This is a genomic window from Allobosea sp. Tri-44, assembly GCF_004123845.1.
In the GTDB taxonomy this organism is placed as follows: domain Bacteria; phylum Pseudomonadota; class Alphaproteobacteria; order Rhizobiales; family Beijerinckiaceae; genus Allobosea.
Window position 1 is genome coordinate 283,623 of record NZ_NBDP01000007.1, and the last position, 12,610, is coordinate 296,232.

At 66.4% G+C, this 12,610-nt stretch carries 13 protein-coding genes; 1 reads left to right on the top strand and 12 read right to left on the bottom strand.

Annotated elements, in window-relative coordinates; genetic code table 11:
• Positions 1-2: 2 nt before the first annotated feature.
• The 3 genes from B6S44_RS07840 to B6S44_RS07850 are packed head-to-tail and all read right to left on the bottom strand — an operon-like array spanning position 3 to position 2,490.
• Positions 3-986, bottom strand: coding sequence for an NAD(P)H-quinone oxidoreductase (locus B6S44_RS07840; protein WP_129156282.1), 984 nt, complete (start codon positions 984-986; stop codon positions 3-5).
• Positions 986-1,624: a fumarate hydratase C-terminal domain-containing protein gene (locus B6S44_RS07845; protein ID WP_129156283.1), complete on the bottom strand. Its 639-nt coding sequence runs from the start codon at positions 1,622-1,624 to the stop codon at positions 986-988. The genes B6S44_RS07840 and B6S44_RS07845 overlap by 1 nt, the downstream gene beginning before the upstream one ends.
• On the bottom strand, positions 1,621-2,490 hold the full coding sequence (locus tag B6S44_RS07850; protein ID WP_129156285.1) for a fumarate hydratase: 870 nt from the start codon (positions 2,488-2,490) through the stop codon (positions 1,621-1,623). Before B6S44_RS07850 ends, B6S44_RS07845 begins: the two co-directional genes overlap by 4 nt.
• A 180-nt stretch (positions 2,491-2,670) precedes the next feature.
• On the opposite strand from B6S44_RS07850, the gene B6S44_RS07855 reads away from it, so the two are divergent.
• A complete protein-coding gene (locus tag B6S44_RS07855) occupies positions 2,671-4,122 on the top strand; it encodes an aromatic amino acid ammonia-lyase (RefSeq protein WP_129156287.1) in 1,452 nt (483 codons plus the stop codon).
• Between the two features lie 136 nt (positions 4,123-4,258).
• Here B6S44_RS07855 and B6S44_RS07860 read toward each other — a convergent pair whose 3' ends face one another.
• The 9 genes from B6S44_RS07860 to B6S44_RS07900 form a co-directional block, all read right to left on the bottom strand.
• A complete protein-coding gene (locus tag B6S44_RS07860; protein ID WP_129156288.1) occupies positions 4,259-4,714 on the bottom strand; it encodes an SRPBCC domain-containing protein in 456 nt (151 codons plus the stop codon).
• Positions 4,711-5,073 (bottom strand): ArsR/SmtB family transcription factor, encoded by a 363-nt coding sequence (locus tag B6S44_RS07865; RefSeq protein ID WP_129156290.1) that lies wholly within the window; start codon positions 5,071-5,073, stop codon positions 4,711-4,713. The genes B6S44_RS07860 and B6S44_RS07865 overlap by 4 nt, the downstream gene beginning before the upstream one ends.
• Positions 5,074-5,697: 624 nt before the next feature.
• A complete protein-coding gene (locus B6S44_RS07870) occupies positions 5,698-6,261 on the bottom strand; it encodes an NADPH-dependent FMN reductase (RefSeq protein WP_129156292.1) in 564 nt (187 codons plus the stop codon).
• Between the two features lie 36 nt (positions 6,262-6,297).
• Entirely contained in the window at positions 6,298-6,585 is a 288-nt protein-coding gene (locus B6S44_RS07875; RefSeq protein ID WP_129156294.1) for a YciI family protein, read from the bottom strand.
• A gap of 56 nt (positions 6,586-6,641) precedes the next feature.
• Complete coding sequence (locus B6S44_RS07880) at positions 6,642-7,616, bottom strand: sugar ABC transporter substrate-binding protein (RefSeq protein WP_129156296.1); 975 nt, start codon at positions 7,614-7,616, stop codon at positions 6,642-6,644.
• Between the two features lie 41 nt (positions 7,617-7,657).
• On the bottom strand, positions 7,658-8,632 hold the full coding sequence (locus B6S44_RS07885) for an ABC transporter permease (protein WP_129156298.1): 975 nt from the start codon (positions 8,630-8,632) through the stop codon (positions 7,658-7,660).
• Complete coding sequence (locus B6S44_RS07890; protein WP_129156300.1) at positions 8,629-9,582, bottom strand: ABC transporter permease; 954 nt, start codon at positions 9,580-9,582, stop codon at positions 8,629-8,631. Before B6S44_RS07890 ends, B6S44_RS07885 begins: the two co-directional genes overlap by 4 nt.
• On the bottom strand, positions 9,575-11,122 hold the full coding sequence (locus B6S44_RS07895; RefSeq protein ID WP_465246097.1) for a sugar ABC transporter ATP-binding protein: 1,548 nt from the start codon (positions 11,120-11,122) through the stop codon (positions 9,575-9,577). The genes B6S44_RS07890 and B6S44_RS07895 overlap by 8 nt, the downstream gene beginning before the upstream one ends.
• 5 nt (positions 11,123-11,127) lie before the next feature.
• Complete coding sequence (locus tag B6S44_RS07900) at positions 11,128-12,549, bottom strand: FAD-linked oxidase C-terminal domain-containing protein (protein WP_129156302.1); 1,422 nt, start codon at positions 12,547-12,549, stop codon at positions 11,128-11,130.
• Positions 12,550-12,610 lie beyond the last annotated feature (61 nt).

Here is a 12,610-nt window from a genome sequence, read left to right on the forward strand (position 1 = left end):
GGCTATTCCGGCATGGTCAGGACAACCTTGCCGACCTGATCGCCCGCATCCATCAGCGCATGCGCATCCTGGACGTCGCGCCAGTCGAAGCTCGCGCAGATATGGCTGCGGATCGCCCCGCTCACCAGCAGCGGCCAGATTTGCGCCACCAGCTTGTTGGCGATCCGGCCCTTATAGGCGGCATCGCGTGGCCGCAGCGTCGAGCCGGTCAGGGTCAACCGCCGGCGCACGATGTTGCGGACATTGACCTCGGCCATCTGGCCGAGATGGCTGGCGATCAGCACGACGCGCCCGTCCGGCGCGAGCAGTTGCAACTGCTTTTCGGTATAGGGGCCGGCCTGCGCGTCGAGGACGACGTCGACCTTCTCCTTGCCGATCGCCGCCTCGACCTCGCCTACCCAGTCGGCGCGGTAGTCGACGGCGAGGTCGGCGCCGATCTCCAGGCAAACCGCGCGCTTCTCGGCGGTGCCGGCGGTCGCGATCACGCGGGCGCTGCGGAGCTGCTTGGCAATCTGGATCGCGGCCATGCCGACGCCGCTGGTGCCGCCCTGGACCAAGAGAGTCTCGCCCTCAGCGAGCCGGCCGAGCCAGATGACGTTGTTCCAGGCAGTGAAGAACACCTCCGGCAGCGCCGCCGCCTCAGCGAAGGAGAAACCGGTCGGCAGCGGCATGCATTGCAGCGCCGGCACCGCGCAGAATTCGGCATAGCCGCCGCCATTGGCGAGCGCGCAGACGGCATCGCCGAGCTTCGGCCAGGCGACCTCGGCGCCGACAGCCTCGACCACGCCGGAAACGTCGAGGCCAGGCAGGTCGGTCGCACCGGGCGGTGGCGGGTAGAGGCCGCGCCGCTGCTGGATGTCGGGCCGGTTCACCCCGGCCGCCCGCACGCGGATCAGCACGTCGCCGGGACCGAGCACGGGCAATGGCCGCTCGCAAAAGGCAAGGACCTCGGGTCCGCCCGGCCTGGTGATCTCGATCGCTTGCATCAGTTGGTCTCGTTGTCGGTTTCCGTGGGGCGGAGCGAGCGGATGATCTCCGGCAGGCGCTCGCGGGCAGACGTCATCAGGCGCTCATAGATCGAGTTGCCATGGGCATCGATGGCGACGATCACCGGTCCGAAGCCGCCGAGCCGGAGCCGGTTCAGGCGGAACTGCATGATCAGGTCGCGCCAGGCGCAGTCGGTTACCGCCTCCACGCCTTCGCTCAGCAAGGCGGAGGCGCCGCCGACGAAGGAGAAATAGACGCAGCCGACTTCGCGCATCGCGTCGACGCTGTCCTGCGAGAGCCCGCCCTTGCCGCCGGTCGCGGTCAGGCGCAGCCCCCGGATCAGCGTCGGCATCAGGTGACTGAAGCGGCTCGACGTCGTCGGGTTGACGTAGTGGACCGCGCCGGGCCGCCCGTCATCGTCCTCATAGCTCACGCCCATATGGAAGAAGGTGCCGGCGCGCAGCGACAAAGGCAGTTCGCGGCCGGCCTCCAATTCCGCGACCATGCGCTTCTGGGTGGGCATTCCGACGGTCGCGACCGCATCGCCATCGAGCAGCACGACATCGCCGACCTTGAGCGCGCGCGCCGCTTCGGGCGTCAGCGGCAGGGTCAGACGTATCGGGGATGGGCTCGTCATTCGATCCGCTCCACCACGCCGGAATTGTAGATCCGCGCCCGCGTCCGCCGGTTGATCCAGCAGTTGAACGAGACCGCGACCGGGGTGAAGCCGTGGCCGGAGGCGTATTCGACATGGACGCCGAAGGTCGTGGTCGAGCCGCCGACGCCCATCGGGCCGAAGCCCATCTGGTTCACGGCGCGGGTCAGGCGCTCCTCCATTGCGGCGACCATCGCCTCGGGATTGCGCTCGCCGAACGGCCGCAAGGTCGCGTCCTTGGAGAGCTTTGCGGCATGATCGAAAGTGCCGCCGATACCGACGCCGATCACCACCGGCGGGCAATGCTGGCCGCCGGCGCGCAGCACGATCTCCAGGATGCAGCGCTCGATCTCGTCGAGGCTCGGGCTGACCAGTATCTCCACGGCGGCCCAGCGCCCGCCGCCGAGCGCCTTGGGGGCGCAGGTGATGTCGAGATAGTCGCCCTCGCCGACGAGGTCCCAGGAGACCAGCGGCATGTCCTTGCCGTGAAAGCTGCGCTCATTGGTCAGCGGATTGGTGACGAAGCGCAGCAGCGGCGGCTGGATCGTGCGGGTGAGCTCGGCGAAGCCGTCAACGATGGCCTGGCGGATATCGCCCTCCATCCGCGCGCCGGAGCCGATCTTGATGCTGTAGCTCGGCACGCCGGCGTCCGAACACAGGAACTTGCCGGTGGTCTCGGCGCGCTCGGCGCTGTCCAGCATGAAGGCGAGTGTCTGGCGGGCCTGCGGCTCGGTTTCCGTCGCGAGCGCCTTGCGGAATTCGGCCTTCGAGGATTCAGGGATACGGCGCAGCGACCAATCATAGAGATTGGCGGTGACTTCCTTGACCAGATTATAGGTGATTGCCATGCGCACCGTCCGTTCGACGGCGTGAAACTAGTCGATTGATAAGCGCTGGCTGAGAACCGGCGCCGTGTTTCGCATGATGAAATTGATGTGACGGTCCGCCCCCTGCCCCGGCTTCCCCTTAATGACAGGATCGGCAGAGCCTGCCGGCGCGCCGGCTGCACAGCAACAGGATGATCTGCCATGAGCCATGTGGACATCACCGGCTTCGATCTGACGATCGACGAGATCGTCCGCGTCTCCAGGCAAAAGACGCCCGTCTCCGTCACGCCGGATGCCGTTGAACGCATGGAGGCGGCCCGCGCAATCGTCGACGAAGCCGTGGCGCGCGGCGACAAGGTCTATGGCGTCACCACCAGCGTCGGCGCCAAAACCGGCGTCCCGCTCGCCCCTGAGCGCATCGGCGAGTTCAACCGCCGCCTGCTGCTCACCCACAACGTCGCGCACGGCCCCCTCGCCTCGCCCGAAGCCGTCAGGGCGATGATGCTCGTCCTGCTCAACTCAATGGCGAGCGGGCGCCTCGGTGTGCGGCCGCTGCTCGCCGAGCGACTCACTGCAGCCCTCAATGCCGACCGGCAGATCGACGTCCACATTTGGGGCTCGATGGGCCAGAGCGACATGGCCCCGATCACCGATCTTGCGCTCGCGCTCTACGGCGATATCGAGCTGCAGGCCGGCGAGGCGCTGGCACTGCTCAATTCCAGCTCGCTCGCGCTCGGGACAGCGGCGCTCGCCATGGCGGATTTGCAGCGCAGTCTCGATCTGTGGAGCCTGGTCGCCGCGCTGAGCATGGAGGGCTTCGCCGCCAACCCGTCGATCGTCTCCGAGGCCGCCTTGCGCTCGCGCCCCTTTGCCGGGCTGAAGCGGCATGGTGCCAGGATTCGTCATTATCTCGACGGCAGCTATCTCTTCACCAAGGGTGGGCCGCGCCATCTGCAGGATCCCTTGAGCTTCCGCTCGCTGCCCTTGCTGCACGGCACGGCAGCCGACAGCCTTGGTTTCGCTTATCGCCAGGTCGAGACCGAGTTCCGCTCGAGCCAGAACAACCCGATCGTCTCGCTCGAGGATCGCTCGCTCGTCTCGGTCGCCAATTTCGACACGGTCTCGCTGTCGATGGCGCTCGACATCGCCCGCCTTGCCTTCGCGCCGGTCGTGACGGCTTCCGCCGAGCGAGTCGCCAAGCTGGTCGATTCCTTCTGGTCCGGGCTGACGGTGGGCCTGATCGAGGAGGACGGCGTCGGCCTGCCGGGCTTCAACGGCCTCGCCCAGTTTCATAAAGCGATCACCTCGGAGGCGAGGCTGGCTACCGCACCCGTGGTGCATGAACTCGCCAGTTCCAGCCACTCCAACGGCAATCTCGACCGGGCCGGCATGGCGGGGCTGGCGGCAAGGAAGACGGCAGAGGTTGCAAGCCTGTGCCGCTCTATCGCGGCAATCGAGCTTCTCGTCGCGGCTCAGGCCGTCGATATCAGGAAGGCCACACCGCTTGGCTCGGTCACAAGCAAGCTCCACACACTGGTTCGGGAGGTGATCCCGTTCGCCGCAGCGGGCGATCGCGTTCCCCATCTCGATCCGCTGCTGCAGCATCTCGAGGAACGCAACAGCGACGTCCAACGCATGATCGAGCTGGGTTGACCCGTCCCGGGTTTGCTCGAAATCAGTCTGTTCCGACTCGCTCCGGCGGCCTCGCTTGCTAGGCTGACTATCTGCAAGCGGACCCTTTGAAGGTCAGCAAATGGCCGATGTCAGGTCTGCCTCATACACCGCTATTTCATTCAGCGGTCAGCAGCACCTCAAGCTTCTCATAAACTTCGTCCAGGCCATCGGTGAAGCCGTTAGCAATCGCGGCGGCCCGCGCCTCGTGATTTGCATAGCGCATTACCTGGGTCATGCGGGTCCCTGTTCCGCGCGCGACCAGATCGGTGATGATCGTTGCACCCGAAGTCGTATCGCCGTTGAAATATTCGACATGGGTCATGTGATGCGGGGCATCGACGGTCAGGATCGGTCCCGAGAAAAAGAACGCTTCCCATTCAAAGCGAAAGGTCCCGCCCGGCTGCAGGTCCATCTCGCAGCGCGTCATGTCGTCCGATCCCAGCCACTGACGGATCAGCGCAGGCTCGGTCAGCGCCCGCCAGACGCGGGCGGGTGGATGGGTGAAATCGCGACGGACGATGATATCGGTTTCGCCGTCCAATGCGACGGTCAGGTCCAGGGTCATGTTCATGATGTGCTCCTTTCAGGGTTGTCGGAAGATGTCTGCTCCGTTGTGTCTGACAGGCCGTCGAGAACCGCATCCAGCCTCTGGAACTGCGTCTCCCAAAGTGCGCGGTATTGGCCGAGCCAGTCCCAGAGCGCCGCGACGGCGTCCGGTTTCAGGCGGCGGGGGCGGGCGGCGCCTTCGATGCGGGTTTCGATCAGTCCCGCCTCCTCAAGCACCTTCAGATGGCGGCTGATCGCCGGCTGGCTGATGGAAAATGGGCGGGCGAGGTCCTGCACCGTCGCCTCACCTTCCGCCAGCCGCGTGATGATGGCGCGGCGGGTGGGATCGGCCAGGGCCGCAAAGGACTGATCGAGGGCGCTCATGGCGGATATCCGATATGTAACGACTCAGTTATATAACTAAACGGCGATATAAGTAAGCCTCAAACCGTACCTGGATGGCGGGTCAGTCTGAACGTCCGCTCTGCGGACGAAACGCGTCGTTGAACTGATAAGAATATGTGGCGGCGCTTGACCGCCGGGTGGGCGCTGGGGTGTGGATGCCTGCTCCCCCACCCAACCCAGCCATCGCGCCTCCGCTACGGCTACCCGTCAGCCGTGCGCCGATAACGGAAGTTGAATAAGCTTCCAGATATCGGACATTGGCTCGTGGGCGACTCAAATGACGACACAAGGCTTGGGCGCGAATGCCGCCATCTTGCCGGGATCTCACACCGGATCGCGCGGGTAGGAGATTTTCTGAAGCCTGAGACTTAGCCAACCGACTTGATGAAGCTTCGTGCGGTGGTCCTCGGATGATCATCGCTTGCCTCCCGCAAGGCGCCTGCAGGAAGCTCGTCGTCAGGGCGCCGGATCATCGTCCGCGCAGGGGCGCGAGCGCGGAGTCTAGAGCAGTTCCGCGTTTCTCCGAATCGCGAAACTGCTCCAACCGTTTATTTTGTCGCATTTTCTTCACGCGAACCGGTATCCACTTCGCTCGAAAATGCTCTAGCCGAGCCGATCGCGCCAGTCGCGCAGCGCTTCCAGGAGCTGGCGGATGAAGCCGGCCGTGGCCTCGTCGGTGAGCCGGCCATCCTCGTTGAACTTGGTCTGAGCCGAGCCGATCATCACCTCCGGCTTGTTGAGCGGGAAGGCGTTGAGGAAGATCAGCATCTGCCGCAATTGATACTGCGCCCGGGCAGTGCCGAAGATGCCGCCGCTCGCCCCCATGATCGCCACGGGCTTGTTGTCGAAAGGCTGGCTCGGCGGGCGCGAAGCCCAGTCGATCGCGTTCTTGAGGACGCCCGGAATCGAGTAATTGTATTCCGGCGTCACGAACAGGATCGCGTCGGCGGCCTCGAGCTGGTCGCGCAGGCGCTGGGCCGCCGGCGGATAGCCCGCGACACGAACATCGTCATTGTAGAGCGGCAGGTCGCCGATCTCGGCGGTCTCGATCGTCATCCCCTCGGGCGCCAGCGCAATGGCGGCCTTGAGTGCGGCGGTGTTGTAGGATCCGGCCCGCAGGCTGCCCGACATTCCGACGACCCGGATCGGGCGTCCATCCTTAGCCATGTCTTCTCTCCTGAAACGCTCGGTCAGTTATCGTATTCAGCCCTGGCGCCTGATGAAGCCGGTGATCGCGATGCGCTCCCATATCCCGGCGGCGCGGAACGGGTCGGCGGCATTGAAGCGCTCCACGGTTGCGAGGTCCGCCGCCTCCACGACGAAGAGGCTGCCGATCATGGTCGAGGCCTCGTCGGCGACCAGGGGACCCGACATCACGATCTCGACCTTTAGCGCAGAGGTGTCGGAAAGGAAGGCCTTGTGCGCGTCGTAATGAGCCAGGCGGGCGCCGAGCGCGCCGGGCTTGTCGAGGGCATGGATCACGAACAGCATGCGATGTGCTCCTGTAGCGGCCGGGAGGACACCCCCGGCCGCGACGACGGTGAGGGTCAGTTCGGCTTGCTGGCCAGGGCCGCCGCCTCGCTCCAGCTCGGGCAGCTACGCGTTTCCAGAGGGATATCGTAGGGCTGGAAGTTCGATGCGTTCACCACGGTCGGCTTCAGCACCACTTCGGTGACGATCGGCTCGTTGCGTAGGGCCCGGATCGCGACGAGGGTGCCGATGCAGCCCTGCAGGAAGCCGTTATAGTCGCCCGAGGCGAGGAGCTTGCCGGTCTTGATGGCGTCGACCGCCTCCTTGGTGCCGTTGATGCCGATGACCCTGGCCTTGCGGTTGGCGCCGTCGAGGGCCTCGATCACGCCGATCGCCATCGCATCGTTGGCGGCGAGCACGCCGTCGATCTGCGCATGGGACTGCATCAGGTTTTCCATGACCTGCAGGCCCTGCAGGCGCTGGTAGTTGGCCGGCTGACTGGCGAGCAGCTTGACCTCCTTGAACTCCTTGATCGCATCGTTGAAGCCGCGCACCCGGTCGATATTGGTCAGCGAGCCCTTGACGCCCTCGAGGATCACGACATTGCCCTTGCCGCCGATCTCCTTGAGCAGGAAGCGCGCCGTCTCCAAGCCGAGGCTGTAATCGTCTGCCCCGACGAAGGCGAGGAACTTGCCCCCGGCGCTGCGGTCGGTGACGTTGACGATCGGGATCTTGGCGTCGTTGATCTGCTCCACGCCCGGCACCATCGCCTTGTAATCGACGGGCACGAAGACGATGGCGCTGGGCTTCTTGACGATAACGTCCTCGACCTGGCTGAGTTGCTCGGGGATCGAGTCGGGCTTGGTCGGGATGTAATGCACCGCCTTGGCGCCGAGCGATTTGGCCGCGACCTCGGCGCCGACCCGGACCGTCTGGAAATAGGGGTTGGTCTGGTTCTTGGTGAAGACCGCGATCGTCTCGCCGGCGGCGAGCGCTGCGCTGGAGATCAGGATGGCGGGCAGTGCTGCGGCCAGAAGTTTCGATTTCGACATGGTTGTTTCCTCCCTTTGGTTCTTCGGTTGTGTTGCTTGGTTCAGGCGCGCCGACGGCCGACCATGTCGAACCAGACGGCGAGGATGACGATCAGGCCGGTGACCAGCGGCTGCCAGTTGGCGTTGACGGCGAGCAGGTTCATGCCGTTCAGCACCAGCGTCAGGATCAGGGCGCCGATGAAGGTGCCGAAGACGCTGCCGACGCCGCCGAACAGCGAGGCGCCGCCGATCAGCGCCGCGGCGATCGCCGGCAGCGTCATGGCCTCGCCGATATCGCCCTCGGCCGAGTTCAGCCGGGCGAGGAAGACGATCGAGGCGACGCCCGCCATGGCGCCGGAGAAGCCGTAGACCAGGATCAGGCGGCGATCGACCGGGATGCCGGTGAGGCGCGCCGCGACCGGGTTGGCGCCGATGGCGTAGATCTGCTGCCCCCAGATCGTGCGCTGGGCGAAGATCGTGCCCGCCAGCAGGAAGGCCAGCATCAGATAGACCGGGATCGGCACGCCGAGGAAATAGCCCGAGCCGATCTGCCGGAAACCGGGCGGGAAGCCGTGAATGGTCTCGCCGGCCATGTAGTAGTAGGTGATGCCGTGCAGCACCCAGAGCATACCGTAGGTGGCGATGAAGGACGGGATCCTGAGCTTGGCCACCATCAGCCCGTTGCAGATGCCGATGGCGAGCCCCGTGGCGAGGCCCACGAGCGTGCCGAGCACGGGCGAGCCGGTCGCCTTGATCACGGTCGCCGCGAAACAGGCGGAGAGGCCGATATTGGCGCCGACCGAGAGATCGAGCCCGCCGGTCAGGATCACCAGCGTCAGCCCCGAGGCCAGGAAGAAGAGCAGGCTCGCCTGCCTGAGCACATTGAGGATGTTGTTGGCGGTGAAGAAGGCTTCCGTCGCGACGCTCAGGGCGGCGCAGAGCAGAGCCACCGCCAGCAAGCGATAGGCAAGCTGCTGCGTTTCGCGCGAGAGGTGGAAGCCGGCCGAGCGGGTGGAGGCGTCGCTGGCGATGCTCATGACCTGGTGCTCCGCAGGCTGTCGACGAGAAGGGCGGCGATGACAAGGGCGCCGATGCAGGCGACCTGGACGGAGGAGGGAACGGCCATCAGGTTGAGGCCGTTGCGCAGTACGCCGACCGTCAGCACGCCGAGCAGCGTGCCGAAGAGCCAGCCATTGCCCTTGTCGAAAGAGGTTCCGCCCAGCGCCACCGCGGCGATGGCATCAAACTCCAGGCCGATCGCCGCGGTCGGATGGCCGGCGTTGATGCGCGCGGTCATCAGCAGGGCGGCGAACCCGGCCATCGCGCCGCCGAGCATGTAGACGGCGACGAGCAGGCGCTTCCAGGCCACGCCGGCGAGCGTCAGCGCATCGCGGTTGCCGCCGAGCGCGCAGATATAGGTGCCGAAGCGGGTGTGGTAGAGCAGGATGTGGAAGAGTGCGTAGAAGCCCGCGCCGATCAGGATCGGCGTCGGGATGCCGAGGATGTCGCCGGAATAGACCAGCCGCACGAAGCGCGGGATGCCGACGACGCTCTGGCCGTCGCTGACGACGAGCGCGAGCCCCTGCGCCGCTCCGAGCGTGCCGAGCGTGGCGACGAAGGGCGGGATCGAGAGTCCGGCGATCAGCCAGCCGTTCAGGAGGCCGAAGGCGAGGCCGACCGCGAGCGCGCCGATCAGGGCGAGCGCCAGCGACTGCGTCGCGACCACGATCAGCGCCAGCACGAGCGAGGCCAGTGTCAGCACCGCGCCCATGGAGAGGTCGAGCCCCTCGGTCATGATGATCAGCGTCATCGGCAGGGCCAGCAGCAGCAGGATGACCGACTGCACCAGCACGTTGGAGAGGTTGCCGGCGGTGAGGAAGCCGGGGCTCGCCAGCGAAAAGAGCAGCGAGAGCCCGACCAGCGCGACGGCCACGCCCGGCACTGCCGGGAGACGCGGTGAAGCAGAGGAGATCGCCTGATCAGTCATGGTGCATCCCCATTCGGACGATGTTCTCTTCGGAGAGTTCGGAGCGGGAGAGTTCGCCGACGAGGCGCTTGTCGCGCATCACGTAGGCGCGGTCGCAGACATGGACGATCTCGGCCTGCTCGGAGGAGATCATCAGCACCGCGGCGCCATCGGCTACGAGCTGGTCGATCAGCGCGAAGATCTCGGACTTGGCGCCGACGTCGATGCCGCGGGTCGGCTCGTCGAAGATGAACAGCCTTGTGCCGGCGGCGAGCCACTTGCCGATCACCACCTTCTGCTGGTTGCCGCCGGAGAGCAGCGCGACGCTCTGGTTCGGCGATGGTGTCGCGATCCGCAGCCGCTTGATCAGCTCCTCGGCCGAGCGCTGCGCCCGGCGCGGCGAGAACATCCCGTTCGGGAAGAGCTTGGGCAAAGCGGCGACGGCGAGGTTGTCGGCGACCGTGCGGATCAGCGCGAGGCCTTCGATCTTGCGGCTTTCCGGGATGAGGCCGACACCGGCGAAGACGGCAGCGTCGGGCCCGCCGCGCCTGGCCTTTCCGAAGATGCTGATCTCGCCAGCCGTGACCTCGTCGGCGCCGAAGACGGCGCGCGCGACCTCGGTCCTGCCGGAGCCGACCAGGCCGCACAGGCCGACGATCTCACCGGCGCGCACCGTCAGGTCGATGTCGCGGATGCCGTTCTTGGCGCAGAGGCCCTTGACCTCAAGCACGATCTCGCCCGGCTGCTGCGCGAAGTTGCGCGGATAGCTCATGTCGACAGTGCGGCCAACCATCATGCGCACCAGCGCATCCGGCGTGGTCTCGCCCGGCCGCGCCCGGCCGACGAGCTTGCCGTCGCGCAGCACCGTGATCCGGTCGCCGAGCGCGAACACCTCCGCCATGCGGTGCGAGATGTAGACGATGGCGACGCCCTTCGCCTGCAGCTGGCGCATCACCTCGAAGAGGCGCTCGGTCTCGCGATCGGAGAGCGCGGCGGTCGGCTCGTCCATGACGAGGATGCGCGCGTCCTGCGACAGCGCCTTGCCGATCTCGACCATCTGCTGCTGAGCGACGCCGAGCGTGTGGACCTTGGTCCTGGGATCGACATCGAGGCCGATCAGGTCGAGCACCGCCTGCGCCTCACGATAGAGCCGCCGGCGGTCGACGAGACCGGGAATGCGCGACGGGAATTCGCGGCCGAGGAAGATGTTCTGCGCCACGTCGAGATAGGGGACGAGCGAGAACTCCTGGAAGATCACGGCGATGCCGAGCTTGCGGGCATCCGCCGGCGAGCGGATCTCGACCTTCTCGCCCTTGTGGAAGTATTCGCCAGCATCGGCCTGATAGGCGCCGCACAGCACCTTCATCAGCGAGGATTTGCCGGCGCCGTTCTCGCCGAGCAGCATGTGCACCTGGCCCGGCCAGAGAGCGAAGGAGACGTCGTCGAGCGCCTTCACGCCGGGGAAGGTCTTGGAGATACCCCTGAGCTCGAAGAGCGGCACGCCTTCGGCGGTGACAGGCGGCGGGGCAGCCGCTTCGAAGTCGGGCTTCATCGCCGTCATCGCGCTCATGACGCGCCTCCGATCTGCGCGGGCGAACGGAAGATCTTGCCGGGGTTCATGATCCCCAGCGGATCGAGCGCCTGCTTCACCAGGCGCATGGCATCGACGGCCTCGCCCAGTTCCAACTCGAGGAAATCGATCTTGCCGAGGCCGATGCCGTGCTCGCCGGTGCAGGTGCCGTCGAGCGCGATCGCCCGCCGCACCAGGCGTTCGTTGAAGGCCTTGGCCCGGGCGAGTTCCTCGGCGTTGGCGGGATCGATCAAAACAAGGAGGTGGAAATTGCCGTCGCCGACATGGCCGACGACCGGAGCGATCAGCCCGGCCGCCTCGATGTCCGCCGCGGTGGCGACGAGGCATTCGGCCAGGCGCGAGATCGGCACGCAGACATCGGTGACCAGAGCGCGCGCGCCCGGCCGCAAGGCGAGCCCGGCATAGAGCGTGTTGTCGCGGGCCCGCCAGAGACGGCTGCGTTCCTCCGGCGTGGTCGCCCAGGCAAAGCCCTGGCCGCCGAATTCGCCGGCCAGCGCCTGCGCCGTCTCGGCCTGCTCGGCAACATAGCTCTTCGAGCCGTGGAACTCGAAGAAGAGATGCGGCGCCTCCGGCAAGCCGAGCCCGGCGTGCAGGTTCATGCCGCGCATCATCACCGCGTCGAGCAGTTCGATGCGCGCCACCGGAACGCCGGACTGGATGACCGCGATCGCCGTGTCGACCGCGGCCTTCAGGTCCGGAAAGCTGCAGACCGCCGAGGAGATGGCCTCGGGCTGGGGATGGAGCTTGAGCGTCACCTCGGTGATGACGCCGAGCGTCCCTTCCGCGCCGACGAACAGGCGGGTGAGGTCATAGCCGGCGGCGGATTTGCGGGCGCGCCGTGCCGTCCGGATCACGCGGCCATCGGCGAGCACGGCCTCGAGGCCGAGCACATTGTCCTTCATCGTGCCGTAGCGCACCGCCATGGTGCCCGAGGCGCGCGTCGAGGCCATGCCGCCGATCGAGGCGTCGGCGCCGGGATCGATCGGGAAGAACAGCCCGGTGTCGCGCAATTGCGCATTGAGCTGCTTGCGGGTGATGCCGGGCTGGACGCGCACATCCATGTCCTCCGGGCTCGCCGCCAGCACCTTGTCCATACGGGACATGTCGATGCAGACGCCCCCCAGCGGCGCTGAAGCGTTGCCTTCGAGCGAGGTACCGGCGCCGAACGGGATGACCGGCAGCAGCAGATCGCGGCAAACCGCTACGATGTCGCGCACCTCCTCGGTGGTTTCCGGAAAGGTGACGAGATCAGGCGGCGAGGCCGCATGATAGGCCTCGCTGCGGCCATGGTCGGCGAGGACGCCGGGGGCGCGGCTGACGCGCGAGCCGAGCGTATCGGCCAACCGCGCCAGTGCCGTTTCCGTGGCGGCGCCATCCGGGGATGGTCTGGTCAACATTGGTTTCTTCCTCCCGATTGGCCCGCTGACCGGGCTCTCTCGATTGCAGTCGATGATTGCT